Genomic DNA, 15348 nt, shown 5'->3' with positions numbered 1-15348 from the left:
ATCAGGCCTCCACGTAGACGTCGGTATAGAGCTCGGACGGATCCGGCTCCGGGCTTTCCTGGGCGAACTGCACGGCCTCGGCGACGATCGCCTTGATCTCCGCGTCGATGGCCTTCAGCTCGTCTTCGGTGGCCTTGGCCTGCTCCAGCAGCAGCTTGATGTGGTCGATGGGGTCGCGGGTCTTCTTGACCTCGTCGACCTCGTCCTTGGACCGATACTTGGCCGGGTCGGACATCGAGTGGCCGCGATAGCGATAGGTCTTCACCTCCAGGATGAAGGGGCCGCCGCCTTCACGCGCCCGTTCCACCGCACGGGCGACCGCATCCTTGACCGCCAGCACGTCCATGCCGTCGACCTGCTCGCCCGGAATGCCGAACGAGGCGCCCCGCATGTAGAGTTCGGTCGTCGAGGACGAGCGTTCGATGCTCGTGCCCATGGCGTACTGGTTGTTCTCGATGATGTAGATGGCCGGCAGCTTCCACAGCTGCGCCATGTTGAAGCTCTCGTAGACCTGACCCTGGTTCGACGCCCCGTCGCCGAAATAGACGAAGCTGACCGAATCGTCCCCGCGGTACTTGCCGGCGAACGCCAGGCCGGTGCCCAGCGCCACCTGGGCGCCGACGATGCCGTGACCGCCGTAGAAGCCGGTCGGCACGTCGAACATGTGCATCGAACCGCCCTTGCCCTTGGACGATCCGCCGATGCGGCCGGTCAGCTCGGCCATCACTTCTTTCGGGTCCATGCCGGCGGCCAGCATGTGGCCGTGGTCACGATAGCCTGTGATGATCTTGTCGTGGCCCGGCTTGACGCTGGCCTGGACGCCGACCGCAACGGCTTCCTGGCCGATGTACAGGTGGCAGAAGCCGCCGATCAGTCCCATGCCGTACAGTTGGCCGGCCCGCTCTTCGAACCGGCGGATCAGGACCATCTGCCGGTAGAACTCCAGCAACTCGTCTTTGGACGCCTGCGGGGCGTTGGGAAGCTTGGTGTCAGTCTTGCGCGCGGCGGCTTTCGCCATCCGGAATCTCCCGGCTGAGCCCCGCGCCACATGGCTGATGGGGGCCTCTTGTCGTTAGGGAAGTGGGCTTTAGCAGCCTTCCGTTCCCAAACGCAAAGTCAGCATTATGGGATGAAACGAAAGTTCACGACCGGCCCGTTTTCATGTCGTGTTCGACGGGCGTCACGACGCGAATGACGTAGTCGTGCGGGTTGGCGAACCCCAGCACGGCGCGCGCGCGCTCCTCCAGCAGATCGCGCGAGAGATTGTCGGCCTGCAAATATTCGACACGTGTTTCCAGATCGGCCCGCTGGGCTTCCAGATCTGCCAGCTGGCTTTCGCGCGCGACCAGGCGCGCATCGCGCGCCGCGCCGGTCAGCAGCCCCCTGTCGCCGGTCAGCGCCTGAACGCCGAGGTAGGCGATCAGCAACATCAGGGCCATGGCGATACGGTACGGCTTCATCCGTTCAGGCATCAAGAACGCTCCTTCTGAGCGTGAACACAGTTGATGGAACGTCGCCGAAGACCCCTAACAAACCGTAGCTTGGCCATATCTTCGTAACGACTATTTCAGTCGAGCAACGATTTTTGGCCCGGCTCGAAAGAAACGAATACGCCGCCCGGTGCAGGACCGGGCGGCGTAAAGGCGTCGTAGCATTGGACCCGGGGGCGCGGCCCCCGTGGACGCCCTACTTCAGCAGCATGCCGTCGCCGAAATAGACGCCTTGGTCGCCCAGCATCTCCTCAATGCGCAGCAGCTGATTGTATTTGGCCGTACGATCCGAGCGGGCCAGCGAGCCGGTCTTGATCTGTCCGCAGTTGGTGGCGACGGCCAGGTCAGCGATGGTCGAATCCTCCGTCTCGCCCGAGCGGTGGCTCATGACCGAGGTGTAGCCGGCACGGTGCGCCATATCGACGGCGTCCAGGGTCTCCGACAGGGTGCCGATCTGGTTGACCTTGATCAGGATGGAGTTGGCCAGGCCTTCGCCGATGCCGGCGGCCAGACGCGCGGGGTTGGTCACGAACAGATCGTCGCCGACCAGCTGGACCCGGTCGCCCAGACGCTCGGTCAGGATGCGCCAGCCGTCGAAGTCATCTTCGCCCATCCCGTCCTCGATCGACACGATCGGGAAGCGCTCGACCAGATCGGCCAGGTAGTTCGCCATGGCTTCGGAATCGAGCGTCTTGCCCTCCCCCGTCATCGCGTACTTTCCGTCCTTGAAGAACTCGGTCGAGGCGACGTCCAGACCCAGGTGGAAGTCTTCACCCGCCAGATATCCGGCCGCCTGACCCGCCTTGGTGATGAAGGCCAGGGCCTCCTCGGCCGACGCCAGATTCGGTGCGAAACCGCCCTCGTCGCCGACGTTGGTGTTGTGGCCCGCGTCCTTCAACTGCTTCTTCAGGGCGTGGAAGATTTCCGAGCCCATGCGTAGGGCTTCCGAGAAGCTCTCGGCGCCGGTCGGCAGGATCATGAACTCCTGGATGTCGATCGGATTGTCGGCGTGGGCGCCGCCGTTGATGATGTTCATCATCGGGGTGGGCAGCACGCGGGCCGAAACACCGCCGATGTAGCGGTGGAACGGCAGGTTCGAGGAGATGGCGCTGGCCTTGGCCGCGGCCAGGGAGACGCCCAGAATGGCGTTGGCGCCCAGGCGACTCTTGTTCTCGGTGCCGTCCAGCGCGATCAGCGCCTCGTCCAGCCGGCGCTGGTCCTCGGCGTCCATGCCCGACAGGGCATCGAAGATTTCGCCGTTGACGGCGTCAACCGCTTTCTGGACGCCCTTGCCGCCCCAGACAGACTTGTCGCCGTCGCGCAGCTCGACCGCCTCGTGGGCGCCGGTCGAGGCGCCCGAGGGCACGGCGGCGCGTCCGAAGGAGCCGTCATCCAAGGTCACGTCGACTTCCACGGTCGGGTTGCCCCGGCTGTCGAGGATCTGGCGGGCGACGATGTCGGCGATGTCGGTCATGAAGGGGCTCGCTTGGCGGGAAAGACGTCGGATGCGGGCTTTAGCCGCAAGCGGGCCAAAGGCCAATCACGGCTTGCAACCGCCGGTCAGAGATCGAGGTGCAGAAACTGATTGAAGTCGCTCTTCTCGTATCCCCCGAAAGGTCCGCCCGAGGTGAAGCCCGCGCGGCGGTACAGCGCCAGGGCCGGCTCGAAAGACGGGCCGCTGCCGGTCTCCAGGCTGACGCGGCTCAGCTCATTGTCGCGGGCGTGATCGAGAATGGTCGTCAGGATCGCCGCCGCCGCGCCGCGCCGCAACTGATCCGCATGGGTCCGCATCGACTTGATCTCGCCCGACCCGTCGTCCAGCCGCCGCAGCGCGCCGATGGCGCATAGGTCGTCCCGGTCCCATGCCGACCATACCGTGATATCTGGGGACTTCAGTCCATCCAGGTTCAGGGCGAAGGCATGCCCAGGCGGGGAGTCCGCGTGCATGACCGCGTGGTGATGCGCCAGCAGCGCCTGCACCGCCGGGTGCGTCAGATCATCCTTGCGAACCGAGAACACGCGCCATCCCCCTGCACCTGTCAGCGCAGGGGGACAGACGAACAGGTCAGGCGCAACCCTCGACAAGCTGGATCGACGGACCGCCGGCGCGAATGGCCTTCACGTTGCCGTCGCCACCGACCTCATAGACCAGCCCCCGAGCATTCGGATCCTGGACATAGCTGGTCGAACCGCCACGGCTCCAGGCGGTGATGTACTCGGCCGGAGCGGCCTCGTACTTGTGCGGTTCGGCGGTCGCCGCCGCGCCATAGGCCGTCTTCACGGAGGCGGCCGTATCGCCCACGCCGAAGCCGCGGTCGGTCTTGATGTCGGACGGGCGGATCAGACTGATCCGGGTCAGGACGCCGTTCTCGATCATGACCAGCACCGATTCGGGTGCGCGGGCCGGCCGGAACTCGTCACAGCTTTGCGGATCGGGGCCGCCGACGGCGTTCGGATTGGCGTCTTCGCCCAGGGCGGTGACCACATCGGCGCGGCTCATGCCGATTCGCAGCGGCCCCCAGCCTTCCGACGTGATGACCGTGGCCGAGGGCTGGATGACCGGCGGCGCGGGCGCCGGAGCGGGCGCGGGGGCCGGTTCGGTCGGGGCGGGCGCCTCGGTCTGGGGCTGCTGGCAGGCGGCCAGGAGGGCGACGGCCGCGATGGGGGCTATGGAGCGGATCATGAGGGCATCTCCAGTTGGGATGCCGACACAACGCACGAAAACGGCGCACGAGGCTATCGTGCGCCGCAACATCGTTCAGACCCCGCCGAAGCGGACGACCCTTGAAAAGACTAGTCTTCCTTGGGCGTCAGGACCTGGCGGCCACGGTAGGTGCCGGTCTTCAGGTCGATATGGTGCGAACGACGCAGCTCGCCCGTATCCTTGTCTTCGGTGTAGGGGTTCGTGCCCAGGGCGTCGTGGGCGCGGCGCATGTTGCGACGCGAGGGCGATACTTTGCGCTTCGGAACAGCCATGTCCGTCTCAATCTTCTTGGCGAGCGCCCCGGAAGGCGCAAAAACAGTAGCGGCGGCCCAAGAGAGCCGCCTGCGAGCGCGGGCTTATGCATGAACCGACAGGCGATTTCAAGGCGGGACCGATGAGCGCCGCACCACGCAGCCGCCAGGTCATGTTGGGCCTGGTCGCCGGGACCGTCATCTCCCTGCTTCTGCTGCCATTGGCCCTGATGTGGGCGGCCTTTTCAGTGATGGCGTCGGACGCGGGCATGACCCCGGCGATCGAGACCTTCATCACCCTCAGCTTCTGCATCCCACTCGCCTTCGTGGTGGGGCCGATCCTGGCGTGGGCGGCGTGGTTTCTCCGCCGCTACACGCTGGCGGTGGCCGCTCTCTTCCTGCCGCTGATCCCCTTCGTCGCCGCCATCGTGGTGATGGCGAACGCCTAGGCCAGTCGTTTGACCACCCGCGCCGGATTGCCGACCACGACCACGTCGGACGGCACATCTCGCGTCACCACCGCCCCGGCCCCGATGACGCTGCGGTCCCCGACTGTGACGCCCGCCAAGACGATGGCGCCGCCGCCGATCCAGACATCATCGCCGACGACGATAGGCCGCGCCGTCTCCAGGCTGCGCCGCTGAATGGCGTCCAGCGGATGCTCGGGCGTCAACAACTGCACGCCCGGCCCGCACTGGAAGTTGTCGCCGATGCGGATTTCGGCGCAGTCCAGAAAGACGCAGTTGGCGTTGACGAACGCTCGCTCGCCCAGGTGAATGTTGACGCCGTAGTCGCAGAAGAACCCCGGCATGATGACCGCCGCGCCGTCCCTGGCCTGCACCAGTTCATTGACGATGGCGGCGCGCCGGCTGCGATCCGGTTCGGTGTTGAGGGCCACGGTCAGGCCGACGGCGCGCGCCCGGCCGTCGCGCAGCTCGGGATCGCCCGGATCATAGGCCAGGCCCGCCAGCATCTTCTCGCGTTCGGTCATGACAGCGCCTCGGCCACCGCCTCGCCGATGGCCATGGAGCTTGTCAGACCCGGGCTCTCGATGCCGAACAGGGCCATCAGCCCCTCAATGCGGTGGTGCTCGACGCCATGTAGCTGGAAATCCGGCTGGGTCTCGCCCGGCCCGTGCAGCTTGGGCCGGATGCCGGCATAGTCGGGCGTCAAAGCGCCGTCCGGCAGGCCGGGCCAGAAGCGGCGTATGTAGCGCTCGAACTCGGCCGCCTTGGCCGGATCGACCGAATAGTTTTCGGTCTCGACATAGACGAGGTCGGGCCCGAACACGGCCTGGCCGCCCAGATCCTTGCGGTAGTGGGTGCCCAGCGCGCCGGGGATCGGCGGCGGGTAGATCAGGCGGTTGAACGGCGCCTTGCCGGTCAGTCGGAAATAGACGCCCTTGCCCAGATGCCGCGTCGGGATCTCGGTCGCCGGATAACCCTCGATCGTCGCCGCCACGGCCTGCGACGACAGGCCCGGCGCGGTGATCAGCAGGCGGCTGGTGACCGTCATCGCCCCCTCCCCGCCCACGCGTACCTCGAACCCGCCGCCAGGCAACGGCGCCGCGCCCTCGAACGGCGCGGAAATGACGACCGAGCCGCCCGCATCCTCGATTTCGCCCTGCAGCGCCAGCATGTAGCCGTGGCTGTCGAACACGCCGCTCTCGGGCGACAGGATGGCGGAATGGGCGTTCAGCTCAGGCTCCAGCGCCCGCGCCTGTTCGCCCGTCAGATGATCCAGCCCCTCGACCTCATTGGTCACGCCCTGCTGGAAGATGGCCTCGATCCGCTCGACCTCGACCTCTTCGGTCGCGACGACCAGCTTGCCGCACTTCCAGTGCTCGACCTTGTGGCTCTCGAGAAAGGCGTAGAGCCGTCGCCGTCCCTCGACGCAGAACCGCGCCTTTAGCGAACCGGTGGGATAGTAGAGGCCGCCGTGGATCACCTCGCTGTTGCGCGAGGAGACGCCCTGGCCGATGTGCGGCTCCTTCTCGAGCACCAGCACGACTTGACCCCGCGCCGCCAGCGCCCGCCCGCAGGCCAGGCCCACGGCGCCGGCGCCCACCACGACCGCGTCGAAATCGAAGCTCATCGCCCGTACCGCCGCTGCGCCTCGGCCTCGAAACAGCCGATCAGCTTCTCGACCGCCCGGTCGAAGTTGGCGTGCAGCATGGCGTCCAGCAGCCGGCTCTTGAACGCGAAGTCGATCATGAACTCCAGCCGCGTCCCCTCGGTATGCGGGAAGAACTCCCAGCGGTTCTTCAGGTGCCGGAACGGGCCCCGGATCAGCCCCACCTCGACCTTCGGCGAATTGCGGTCATGCCGGACCCAGGTCGAGAAGCGCTCCTTCAGGAAGGAAAAGCCGACGGCGGCTTCGGCATCCTTCAGCGTCACGCCCTCGGCCTCGTCGCGCTCGTTCCAGACCCGCATCGAGGTCACCCACGGCACGAACTCCGGATAGGCGCGCACATCCGCCACCAACTCGGCGAGCTGGGCGGGCTGATATGGCAGGATGCGGGTAACGCGGTGGACGGCCAAGCGGGCGTCAGCGCCCGGTCTGCGCCAGGCGCGCGGCGCGCAGCCGCGCGAAGTCGTCCCCGGCATGGTGCGACGAGCGGGTCAGCGGGCTGGACGACACCATCAGGAAGCCCTTGGCCCGGGCGATCGCCTCATAGGCCATGAACTCTTCCGGCGTCACGAACCGGTCGATGGCCGCGTGCTTGCGGGTCGGCTGAAGGTACTGGCCGATGGTGATGAAGTCGACGCCGGCGGAACGCATGTCGTCCATCACCTGCATGACCTCCTCCTTGGTCTCGCCCAGACCGACCATGATGCCGGACTTGGTGAATTGGTTGGGGTCGCGCTCCTTGACCATCTGCAGCAGGCGCAGCGAGTGGAAGTAGCGGGCGCCGGGCCGGATCTTCAGATAGAGCCGCGGCACCGTTTCCAGGTTGTGGTTGAAGACGTCCGGGGTGGCGTCGATCATCACCTCGGCTGCGCCGTCCTTGCGCAGGAAATCGGGCGTCAGGATCTCGATGGTCGTGCCGGGCGCCTGAAGACGGATCTGGCGCACCACCTCGGCGAAGTGGGCCGCGCCGCCGTCCGCGACGTCGTCCCGGTCCACGCTGGTGATCACCACGTGGTTCAGGCCCATCTGCATGACGGCCAGCCCGACCTTGGCGGGCTCTTCCGGGTCCAGCGGCTGCGGGAGACCGGTCTTCACGTTGCAGAAGGCGCAGGCCCGCGTGCAGGTGTCGCCCATGATCATCAGGGTGGCGTGCTTCTGGCTCCAGCACTCGCCGATGTTCGGGCAGGCCGCCTCTTCACAGACGGTGACCAGGCCCTTGTCCCTCACGATGGCGCGCGTGGCGTTGTACTGGCCCGATCCGGGCGCCTTGACGCGCAGCCAGTCCGGCTTCTTCAGCACCGCCGATTCCGGCCGGTTCTGCTTTTCCGGGTGGCGAAGCTCCGAGGGCTTCTTCGTCAGGGTGTCAATCAGGGTGACCAAGGGGTGCTCCGCGAAGGCCTATTTCGGCGTTCCGGCCCCTTAAGGCAAGGTGAGGGAACCTCACGCGGGGTAACAAGCCTTTTCAAGGCACGGGCCGATCTTTACCTTGCGGCGCTTCGCGCGGTCCCGCCGCGACCCATGGAGTTCCCCCGTTGCGCGTAGCCTTGGAAGCCCCGGTCGGCGAAGAAGCCCTATTCGACGCGCTGATCGCCGCCCGTGAGCGCTACGGCGACAAAGAGATCCTGGAGGACCAGGACCGCAAGCCCCTCACCTACACCGGCCTGATCCGCGCTGCCCTGGTTCTGGGCCGCAAGATCGCCGCCATGACGGCTGTGGGCGAGCGGGTCGGCATCCTGCTGCCGTCCAGCATGGGCGTGGTGGTGACCTACTACGGTCTGCTGGCCCACGGCCGCGTGCCGGTGATGATCAATTTCACCTCGGGCGAACGGAACGTGAAGGCCGCCATCCAGGCCGCCGGCGTCAAGAAGGTGCTGTCGGCCAAGCGGTTCGTCGATCAGGCCAAGATCCACGAGTTAATCGAACAGATCGAGACAGTCGCCGAAGTCGTCTGGCTGGACGACGTGCGCAAGACCATCGGCCTGGCCGACAAGGTCTACGGCCTCATGGCCGGCTTCGCGCCCAAGCGCTTCCGCGTGAAGACCGACCCGCAGTCCCCGGGCGTCATCCTGTTCACCTCCGGCAGCTTCGGTGCGCCCAAGGGGGTGGTGCTGAGCCAGGCCAATCTGGTCGCCAACTCGCGCCAGGTCGCCCAGCATATCGCGCTGGACTCCGATTGGGTCGCTTTCAATCCCCTGCCCACCTTCCACTGTTTCGGCCTGACTGGCGGCGTGATCCTTCCGCTCCTGCAAGGGTTGAAGTCTTTCCAGTACCCCTCCCCTCTACATGCCAAGCAGATCACCGACCTGTTGCCGCAGGTGAAAGCGTCGCTGCTGTTCACAACCGACACCTTCCTGAACCAGTGGGCCCGGGTGGCCGAGCCGGATGATTTCCGAACCCTCCAATTCGTCGTCGCCGGCGCTGAGCGGGTCCGCGACGAAACCCGTCATCTCTTCAACACAGAGTTTCATGGTGTGAAGCTGCTGGAGGGCTACGGCGCGACCGAGGCCTCTCCGGTGATTGCGGTGAACCACCCCGACCGCAACATGCCCGGTACCGTAGGGCAGATCCTGCCGGGCATGGACTGGCGTGTCGAAGAGGTTCCGGGCATTCCCGAGGGCGGTCGCTTCTACGTCCGCGGTCCCAACGTCATGTCGGGCTATCTGTCGCCCGAAGACCCCAGCACGATCGAGCCGCTGGCCGAGGGCTGGCACGATACGGGCGACATCGTCGAGGTCGATGACGAGGGCTATGTCAGCATCCTCGGCCGCGTGAAGCGCTTCGCCAAGATCGGCGGCGAGATGGTCTCTTTGACCGCCGTCGAGGGTCTGGCCAGCGCCGTCTGGCCCGACAGCCGCCACGCCGTCGTCTCCATCCCGGACACCCGAAAGGGCGAGAAGCTTGTGCTGGTCACGGACCGGATGGACGCCGATGTCGCGCGGCTGGCCGAATGGGCCCGCGCGCACGGCGCCCCGGAACTGGCGGTGCCCAAGAAGATTCTGCGCGTGGGCGAAGTCCCCACGCTGGGAACGGGCAAGACCGATTACGTCGCGGTCCAGATCCTGATCGACAGCGAAAAGGCCGCAGCCTGACAGCGAAACGGCCCCGGATCGCTCCGGGGCCGCTGCAGGCGTCCGTCTTTCGACAGCTTACTTCGGCGTCGTCGCCGCACCGGCCACCGCGCCGACAGCCGCGCCCGCGACGGTCGAACCGGTGTTGCCGCCGATTACCTGACCGGCCACGGCGCCGCCGAGAGCACCCGTCGCAGCACGTTGCTCCATGGTCGAGCCACAGGCGGCCAGGAGGGTCAGAGCGCCGACGACGGGGGTCAGCTTCAGAATCGTCTTCATATCGAAATCTCCCAGGGAGGACTGAACTCGGGAGACAAAACGAAACGGCCCGCGTCCGGTTCCGGACGCAGGCCGTTCGCTTAGGCTAGGCTTGCCTCGCGGAGGCTCGCGACTTGAGCCGTTCGCCGGGCGAAGCTCAGGGCCGCGTCGGATCGAACCGAAGGTCGGCGCGTAGCAGCCAGAAGGCGGAGCCTTCTGACCGCGGCCCAGCACAATCAACCGACGATGTCGGCGTCGGTGAAGAACTGCGCGATTTCGATGCCGGCGTTCTCAAGCGAGTCCGAACCGTGGACCGAGTTCTCGCCGATCGACAGGGCGAACAGCTTGCGGATGGTGCCGTCGGCGGCGTCCTTGGGGTTCGTGGCGCCCATGACTTCGCGGTACTTGGCCACGGCGTTGTCGCCTTCCAGCACCTGCACGACGACCGGCTCGGCGGTCATCTGGCCGACAAGCTCGCCGTAGAACGGACGCTCGGCGTGGACTTCGTAGAACTTCTTGGCCTGGGCCTCGGTCAGCTTGACGCGGCGTTGGGCGACGATGCGCAGGCCGGCGTCCTCGATCACGGCGTTGACCTTGCCGGTCAGGTTGCGGCGGGTCGCGTCGGGCTTGATGATCGAGAAGGTGCGTTCGGTCATTGGACTTCTTGTATTGGGAGTTTGAAGGTCGCGGGCTTATAGCGGCGACCTCCCCGGTTTCCAACCAACTCCTTTTCTAGTGTCCTACCGCTCGGCGCGCGGCGCCGCGCTGCTTGAGGACACGTTGTAAGATGCGACGATGCTCCAGATCACAGACCTGACGTTCAACGCCTGGGGCCGCAAATTCCTCGTGGATGCGTCTGTCAGCCTGCCGCCCGGCGCCAAGGTCGGGCTGGTGGGCCGCAACGGCATCGGCAAGTCGACGCTGTTCAAGCTGATCCTGGGCGAACTGCAGGCCGGCGGCGACGAGATCAGTCTGCCCAAGACCGCCCGCATCGGCTCGGTCGATCAGGAGCACCCGGCCACGCCCGTCAGCGTGCTGGACACCATCCTTGAAGCCGACGTGGAGCGTCACACCCTCCTGGGCCGTCTGGAGACTGCCGAGCCCGAGGAGATGGGCGAGATCTGGTCGCGCCTGATCGAGATCGACGCCGACGCCGCCCCGGCGCGGGCGTCTGAAATCCTGGTCGGTCTCGGCTTCGACCAGGAGAACCAGCAGCGGCCGATGTCGCATTTCTCGGGCGGCTGGCGGATGCGCGTGGCGCTGGCGGCGGCCCTGTTCGCCGAGCCTGATATGCTTCTGCTCGACGAACCGACCAACTACCTCGACCTCGAAGGCGCCCTGTGGCTAGAGGCGCGGCTGAAGAAGTATCCACACACCGCCCTGATCATCTCCCACGACCGCGAGATGCTGAACGAGGTCTGCACCCACATCCTGCACCTCGCGAACCACACCCTGACGCTCTACACCGGCAACTACGACCAGTTCGAACAGGCGCGCGCCGAAAAGGCCCGTCTGCAGCTGTCGGCCAAGGCCAAGCAGGACGCCGAGCGCGCCCACCTCCAGGCCTTCGTCGATCGCTTCAAGGCCAAGGCGTCCAAGGCCGCGCAGGCCCAGTCGCGGATGAAGCGGCTGTCCAAGATGCAGCCCGTCGCCACGACCATCGAAGAACGCGTCGCCCCCTTCACCCTGCCCTCGCCACCCCGTCCGCTGGCGCCGCCGCTGATCCGGCTGGAGCGCGCCAATGTGGGCTACGACACCGGCAAGCCGATCCTGCGTAATCTGAATTTGCGCATGGACCTGGACGACCGCATCGGCCTGCTCGGCGTTAACGGCGCCGGCAAATCGACCTTCGCCAAGATGATCGCCGGCGCCCTCAATGTCTCCGAGGGCGAACTGCACCGTGACAAGAAGATGCGCGTGGGCTGGTTCCACCAGCATCAGATCGAGGCGATGGACCCCACCGACACGCCGCTGGAAATCATTCGCCGCGCCATGCCTGAAGCCGCCGAAAGCGCACGGCGGTCCAAGTTGGCGCAGTTCGGCCTGGGGTATGAGAAGCAGGAGACCACGGTCGACAGCCTGTCGGGCGGCGAACGGGCGCGGCTGCTGTTGAACATGGTGGCGATGGATGCGCCCCACGTCCTGATCCTGGACGAACCGACCAACCACCTGGACATCGACAGCCGCCGCGCCCTGCTGGACGCGCTGAACGACTATACCGGCGCCGTCATCCTGATCACCCACGATCGCTCGCTGATGGAAATGGTCGCCGACCGCCTGTGGCTCGCCGCCGACGGCACGGTGAAGCCGTATGACGGCGACATGGACGACTATGCCAAGTTTGTGCTGGACCGCGCCAAGGCCGCCTCGGCCAAGCCGAGCCAGATCAAGGCGGATGCCGCCGACGCCGCGCCGCCCCAGAACAACAAGGGCAAGAAGAACGACAAGAAGTCCGGCCCCTCCCCTTCGACCCTCCGCCACGCCGTCAAGAAGGCCGAGGAGCGGATGGCGCAGCTGACAGCGGAGATCGCCCGCATCGACGACGACATGGCCAACGCCTCGGTCAGCAATCCCAAGGCGCTGGAGGGCCTGACCCGCGCTCGCGCCAAGACGCAGGCCGATCTCGACGCCGCCGAACAGGCCTGGATGGCGGCCGAGGAAGCTCTGGCGGCGGTCGCGTGAGGGCGATCTCTCTCAGCCGGGAAGAGCGTGCCGATATGGTCGGCCATTGCGGGACTGGTCACGCGACGCGCTGGACGAGCCGATGACGCATCTGCAGGCGGAGATGCTGCTGGACCTGATCGGCGAGCGTCTGGGCGCGGCCTTTTACAACCGCGCCCTCTACGATGCACAGGCACTGCTCACGGCCCGCCTGGAGGCTCTGAGCGAGACGGTTCTGGAGTTGGAGCGGCCGGTCCGTTAGCCGCAGGTGACGCGCTCGATGATGCCGGTCTCCTCGACGAAGAAGACGTTCAGGCGGTCGGGATTGTAGTCCATCGTCACCGCGCAGGTGGTGCAGGCGATGCGGACATTGGCGCCCGCCGCGAAGTCGACCGCGCCCACGTGGCTACCGACCAGCGACTGGCTGGCTTCCGCGTTGCACCGCTGGGCTCCGGGTGTACCGGGCGTCGCCGGCGAGGGTGTCGGCGCACAGCCGGCGGCGAAGGCCGCGACGGCGAGAAGGGGCAGGATCATCCGCATCGGATCTGTTCCACTTTTCCGGTCTGGTCGTTGAAGAAGATGTTCAGGCGATAGGCCGAATAGTCTTCGGTGATCGCGCAGGTGGTGCAGGTAACGCGGCGGTTCACCACTTCAACCGGCACCGGAATCTCGGTCTTCGGGCGCCCGACAAGCCATTGCAGGTCGTTCGCCTTGCACAAATCCGCGTCCGACGACGGCATGCGGTCGCCCACCGGCCGCGACTGTTCGGCCTGTTCGACCGCGCGAGGGGCCGGTTGTTCGGCGACGCGGGGCTGTGTCGAACCGCACGCGGCGGCGCTGAGCAGCAGTCCCGCCATCAGGCCGCGCGCGACCAGCGTCCGTCCTCGTCCTGCTTCCAGTAGGCCAGCGATAGCCCCTGTCCCTTCAGCGTGCGCCAGCGCTCGCGTTCGGCCTGAACTCGCTGGTCGTCTCGTCCGTCGAACAGGATGAAACATCGTTCAAAAGTCTCCGCTGCGGACAGGTCTGCGCCCTCGACGATGAACAGCGCCTGAGCGCCGTTCCGGTTCTCGCCGTCCTCACCGATCAGGATGGGTTGGCGCTCGGGGAACGGATCACCGCTCCGGCCGTGCGGCAGAAAGCTGTCCTCACGATAGCTCCACAGATGCTCGTCCAGAGCCGCCGTTCGCGCCGGATCGGGGGTGCGGATCAACGCCCGCCACCCCTTCTCCCGCGTCTTCTCAAGCAGTCCCGGAAGCACCGCCTCCAGGCTCGACCGCTCCAGATGATAGAACCAGACCTCGGCCATCAGGCCTCGTAGCTGTCCGCCACCATGCGATCCAGCGTCCGGACCGCGAAGCCGACGCCGCCTTCGGGGACGGTGGGGCTGGGGCTCTTGTTGGCCCAAGCGGTCGGGGCGATGTCCAGGTGCGCCCAGGGCGTGCCGTTGACGAAGCGCTGCAGGAACAGGGCGGCGGTGATCGAGCCGCCGGCCCGGCCGTTGCCAACGTTCTTCACGTCCGCGATCTTCGAATCGATGTGCTGCTCGTACTGGGGCGGCAACGGCATGCGCCAGAAGTTCTCGCCAACCTTCTTGGACGCGGCCAGGATCGGCTCGGCGACCGCTTCGGAGTTGGCGTACAGCGGCGCGATGTCCAGGCCGACGGCAACGATGGCGGCGCCCGTCAGGGTGGCCAGGTCGATCATGAACTTCGGCTTGAAACGCTCCTGCGTGTACCAGAGGGCGTCTGCCAGAACGAGGCGACCCTCGGCGTCGGTGTTGATCACCTCGACCGACTGACCCGACATGGAAATGACCACGTCGCCCGGGCGCTGGGCGTCGCCGTCGGGCATGTTCTCGACCAGGCCCAGCACGCCCACGGCGTTCACCTTGGCCTTGCGGCCGGCCAGGGCCATCATCAGGCCCGAGACGGCGGCCGCGCCGCCCATGTCCCACTTCATGTCCTCCATGCCGTCGGCCGGCTTGATGGAGATGCCGCCGGTATCGAAACAGACGCCCTTGCCGACGAAGGCCAGCGGCTGGCCGCCTGCCTCGCCGCCCTTCCACTGGATCACGGCCAACTGGCTCTCGCGGCGGCTGCCCTGGCCGACGGCCAGCAGGGTCCGCATGCCCAGCTTTTCCATCTCGGCCTCGCCGAGGATCTCGACCTCCAGGCCCAGGCTCTCCATCGCCTTCACGCGGCGCGCGAACTCCGCCGGGTAGAGAATGTTGGCGGGTTCCGAAACCAGATCGCGCGCGAAGATCACGCCGTCAGCCACCGCAGACAGCGCCTCGAACGCCGCCTCTGCGCCGCGCAGATCCTCGGTCACGATCTGAACCGCTTCGATCGACGGGATCGCATCTGGCTTCTGCGTCGTGCGGTATTTGTCGAAGCGATAAGCCGCCAGACGAACGGCGAAAGCCACCCGCGCGGCTTGTTCGGCGCCCAGATGCCCGACGTCGATCGTCAGGCTTCTTGCGCCCGTCGTCTTCACCGCGTGATAGGCCGCGCCTGCGGCCGCCTCCAGCGCCAGATCGTCGAAGGCGTCCTCGGCGCCGGCGCCGGTCAACACCAGTACGCCGGCCTTCACGCCCGAGGGCGCGGCGATAACGAGGGTGGAGTTGGTCTTGCCGTTGAAGCGACTGGTCGTCAGGGCGCGGGCGACGGCGCCGCCCGACGCCTGATCGACAGCGACCGCGGCGCGGCTGAGAGAGCGGCCGTCATGGACCAGCACCGCGAGGACCTCGGAATCCTGGACGGCGGCGACGAACTCGACTTTCATGAATC

20 protein-coding genes are annotated in these 15348 nt (G+C 66.6%); 4 read left to right on the top strand and 16 right to left on the bottom strand.

The genetic code is table 11. The features are described 5' to 3' along the window. Window position 1: 1 nt before the first annotated feature. The 6 genes from pdhA to rpmF all read right to left on the bottom strand — a co-directional run bounded on the left by pdhA (window position 2) and on the right by rpmF (window position 4466). Window positions 2–1018, bottom strand: coding sequence for a pyruvate dehydrogenase (acetyl-transferring) E1 component subunit alpha (pdhA, locus tag ASG17_RS10440; protein ID WP_056102737.1), 1017 nt, complete (start codon window positions 1016–1018; stop codon window positions 2–4). Between the two features lie 124 nt (window positions 1019–1142). After that, window positions 1143–1472: a septum formation initiator family protein gene (locus ASG17_RS10435; RefSeq protein WP_056102735.1), complete on the bottom strand. Its 330-nt coding sequence runs from the start codon at window positions 1470–1472 to the stop codon at window positions 1143–1145. Between the two features lie 214 nt (window positions 1473–1686). Then, window positions 1687–2964: a phosphopyruvate hydratase gene (eno, locus tag ASG17_RS10430; protein ID WP_056102732.1), complete on the bottom strand. Its 1278-nt coding sequence runs from the start codon at window positions 2962–2964 to the stop codon at window positions 1687–1689. 86 nt (window positions 2965–3050) lie between these two features. After that, a complete protein-coding gene (locus ASG17_RS10425) occupies window positions 3051–3509 on the bottom strand; it encodes a GNAT family N-acetyltransferase (RefSeq protein WP_056102727.1) in 459 nt (152 codons plus the stop codon). 46 nt (window positions 3510–3555) lie between these two features. Further along, window positions 3556–4173, bottom strand: a complete 618-nt coding sequence (locus ASG17_RS10420; protein WP_056102724.1) for a hypothetical protein — start codon at window positions 4171–4173, stop codon at window positions 3556–3558. Between the two features lie 110 nt (window positions 4174–4283). After that, a complete protein-coding gene (gene rpmF / locus ASG17_RS10415) occupies window positions 4284–4466 on the bottom strand; it encodes a 50S ribosomal protein L32 (protein WP_029416334.1) in 183 nt (60 codons plus the stop codon). A 122-nt stretch (window positions 4467–4588) separates the two neighbouring features. On the opposite strand from rpmF, the gene ASG17_RS10410 reads away from it, so the two are divergent. Then, entirely contained in the window at window positions 4589–4894 is a 306-nt protein-coding gene (locus ASG17_RS10410; protein WP_156367800.1) for a hypothetical protein, read from the top strand. Here ASG17_RS10410 and ASG17_RS10405 read toward each other — a convergent pair. From ASG17_RS10405 to lipA, 4 genes are read right to left on the bottom strand one after another with little or no spacing between them, the layout of a single operon-like run. Then, window positions 4891–5436: a sugar O-acetyltransferase gene (locus tag ASG17_RS10405; RefSeq protein WP_056102719.1), complete on the bottom strand. Its 546-nt coding sequence runs from the start codon at window positions 5434–5436 to the stop codon at window positions 4891–4893. The genes ASG17_RS10410 and ASG17_RS10405 overlap by 4 nt on opposite strands. Further along, window positions 5433–6539, bottom strand: a complete 1107-nt coding sequence (locus ASG17_RS10400) for an NAD(P)/FAD-dependent oxidoreductase (RefSeq protein ID WP_056102716.1) — start codon at window positions 6537–6539, stop codon at window positions 5433–5435. Before ASG17_RS10400 ends, ASG17_RS10405 begins: the two co-directional genes overlap by 4 nt. Then, window positions 6536–6985: a type II toxin-antitoxin system RatA family toxin gene (locus tag ASG17_RS10395; protein ID WP_056102714.1), complete on the bottom strand. Its 450-nt coding sequence runs from the start codon at window positions 6983–6985 to the stop codon at window positions 6536–6538. Before ASG17_RS10395 ends, ASG17_RS10400 begins: the two co-directional genes overlap by 4 nt. Window positions 6986–6992: 7 nt before the next feature. After that, window positions 6993–7955, bottom strand: a complete 963-nt coding sequence (gene lipA / locus ASG17_RS10390; protein ID WP_056102711.1) for a lipoyl synthase — start codon at window positions 7953–7955, stop codon at window positions 6993–6995. A 152-nt stretch (window positions 7956–8107) separates the two neighbouring features. On the opposite strand from lipA, the gene ASG17_RS10385 reads away from it, so the two are divergent. Next, window positions 8108–9664, top strand: a complete 1557-nt coding sequence (locus ASG17_RS10385; protein ID WP_082496182.1) for an AMP-binding protein — start codon at window positions 8108–8110, stop codon at window positions 9662–9664. 57 nt (window positions 9665–9721) lie between these two features. Here the strand turns inward: ASG17_RS10385 and ASG17_RS10380 are convergent, their stop codons facing one another. Next, entirely contained in the window at window positions 9722–9922 is a 201-nt protein-coding gene (locus ASG17_RS10380) for a hypothetical protein (protein ID WP_056102707.1), read from the bottom strand. Window positions 9923–10137: 215 nt separating this feature from the next. Further along, complete coding sequence (ndk, locus tag ASG17_RS10375) at window positions 10138–10557, bottom strand: nucleoside-diphosphate kinase (protein WP_056102704.1); 420 nt, start codon at window positions 10555–10557, stop codon at window positions 10138–10140. A 139-nt stretch (window positions 10558–10696) separates the two neighbouring features. On the opposite strand from ndk, the gene ASG17_RS10370 reads away from it, so the two are divergent. Then, entirely contained in the window at window positions 10697–12583 is a 1887-nt protein-coding gene (locus tag ASG17_RS10370) for an ABC-F family ATP-binding cassette domain-containing protein (RefSeq protein ID WP_056102701.1), read from the top strand. A 46-nt stretch (window positions 12584–12629) separates the two neighbouring features. After that, window positions 12630–12824, top strand: coding sequence for a DUF2164 family protein (locus ASG17_RS10365; protein ID WP_056102698.1), 195 nt, complete (start codon window positions 12630–12632; stop codon window positions 12822–12824). Here ASG17_RS10365 and ASG17_RS10360 read toward each other — a convergent pair. Genes ASG17_RS10360 through ASG17_RS10345 form a run of 4 tightly spaced genes read right to left on the bottom strand, consistent with a single transcriptional unit; the run spans window position 12821 to window position 15343 of the window. Next, on the bottom strand, window positions 12821–13096 hold the full coding sequence (locus ASG17_RS10360; RefSeq protein WP_235560405.1) for an I78 family peptidase inhibitor: 276 nt from the start codon (window positions 13094–13096) through the stop codon (window positions 12821–12823). The two genes, ASG17_RS10365 and ASG17_RS10360, sit on opposite strands and share 4 nt — an antisense overlap. Then, window positions 13093–13419: a DUF1996 domain-containing protein gene (locus ASG17_RS15800; protein WP_235560404.1), complete on the bottom strand. Its 327-nt coding sequence runs from the start codon at window positions 13417–13419 to the stop codon at window positions 13093–13095. The genes ASG17_RS10360 and ASG17_RS15800 overlap by 4 nt, the downstream gene beginning before the upstream one ends. After that, window positions 13419–13868, bottom strand: coding sequence for a DNA polymerase III subunit chi (locus ASG17_RS10350; protein WP_056102692.1), 450 nt, complete (start codon window positions 13866–13868; stop codon window positions 13419–13421). The genes ASG17_RS15800 and ASG17_RS10350 overlap by 1 nt, the downstream gene beginning before the upstream one ends. After that, window positions 13868–15343: a leucyl aminopeptidase gene (locus ASG17_RS10345; protein WP_056102690.1), complete on the bottom strand. Its 1476-nt coding sequence runs from the start codon at window positions 15341–15343 to the stop codon at window positions 13868–13870. The genes ASG17_RS10350 and ASG17_RS10345 overlap by 1 nt, the downstream gene beginning before the upstream one ends. Window positions 15344–15348 lie beyond the last annotated feature (5 nt).

Origin of the sequence: Brevundimonas sp. Leaf363 (genome assembly GCF_001424025.1) — a bacterium.
Lineage (GTDB): Bacteria > Pseudomonadota > Alphaproteobacteria > Caulobacterales > Caulobacteraceae > Brevundimonas.
Note: the sequence above shows the minus strand (reverse complement) of the source record. Positions and strands in the feature narration are given on the sequence as shown.

Coding starts and splice junctions, on each gene's coding strand:
- pdhA (WP_056102737.1), bottom strand. CDS start 1,018: ATGGCGAAAGCCGCCGCGCGCAAGACTGACACCAAGCTTCCCAACGCC.
- ASG17_RS10435 (WP_056102735.1), bottom strand. CDS start 1,472: ATGCCTGAACGGATGAAGCCGTACCGTATCGCCATGGCCCTGATGTTG.
- eno (WP_056102732.1), bottom strand. CDS start 2,964: ATGACCGACATCGCCGACATCGTCGCCCGCCAGATCCTCGACAGCCGG.
- ASG17_RS10420 (WP_056102724.1), bottom strand. CDS start 4,173: ATGATCCGCTCCATAGCCCCCATCGCGGCCGTCGCCCTCCTGGCCGCC.
- rpmF (WP_029416334.1), bottom strand. CDS start 4,466: ATGGCTGTTCCGAAGCGCAAAGTATCGCCCTCGCGTCGCAACATGCGC.
- ASG17_RS10410 (WP_156367800.1), top strand. CDS start 4,589: ATGAGCGCCGCACCACGCAGCCGCCAGGTCATGTTGGGCCTGGTCGCC.
- ASG17_RS10405 (WP_056102719.1), bottom strand. CDS start 5,436: ATGACCGAACGCGAGAAGATGCTGGCGGGCCTGGCCTATGATCCGGGC.
- ASG17_RS10400 (WP_056102716.1), bottom strand. CDS start 6,539: ATGAGCTTCGATTTCGACGCGGTCGTGGTGGGCGCCGGCGCCGTGGGC.
- ASG17_RS10380 (WP_056102707.1), bottom strand. CDS start 9,922: ATGAAGACGATTCTGAAGCTGACCCCCGTCGTCGGCGCTCTGACCCTC.
- ndk (WP_056102704.1), bottom strand. CDS start 10,557: ATGACCGAACGCACCTTCTCGATCATCAAGCCCGACGCGACCCGCCGC.
- ASG17_RS10370 (WP_056102701.1), top strand. CDS start 10,697: ATGCTCCAGATCACAGACCTGACGTTCAACGCCTGGGGCCGCAAATTC.
- ASG17_RS10360 (WP_235560405.1), bottom strand. CDS start 13,096: ATGATCCTGCCCCTTCTCGCCGTCGCGGCCTTCGCCGCCGGCTGTGCG.
- ASG17_RS15800 (WP_235560404.1), bottom strand. CDS start 13,419: ATGGCGGGACTGCTGCTCAGCGCCGCCGCGTGCGGTTCGACACAGCCC.
- ASG17_RS10350 (WP_056102692.1), bottom strand. CDS start 13,868: ATGGCCGAGGTCTGGTTCTATCATCTGGAGCGGTCGAGCCTGGAGGCG.
- ASG17_RS10345 (WP_056102690.1), bottom strand. CDS start 15,343: ATGAAAGTCGAGTTCGTCGCCGCCGTCCAGGATTCCGAGGTCCTCGCG.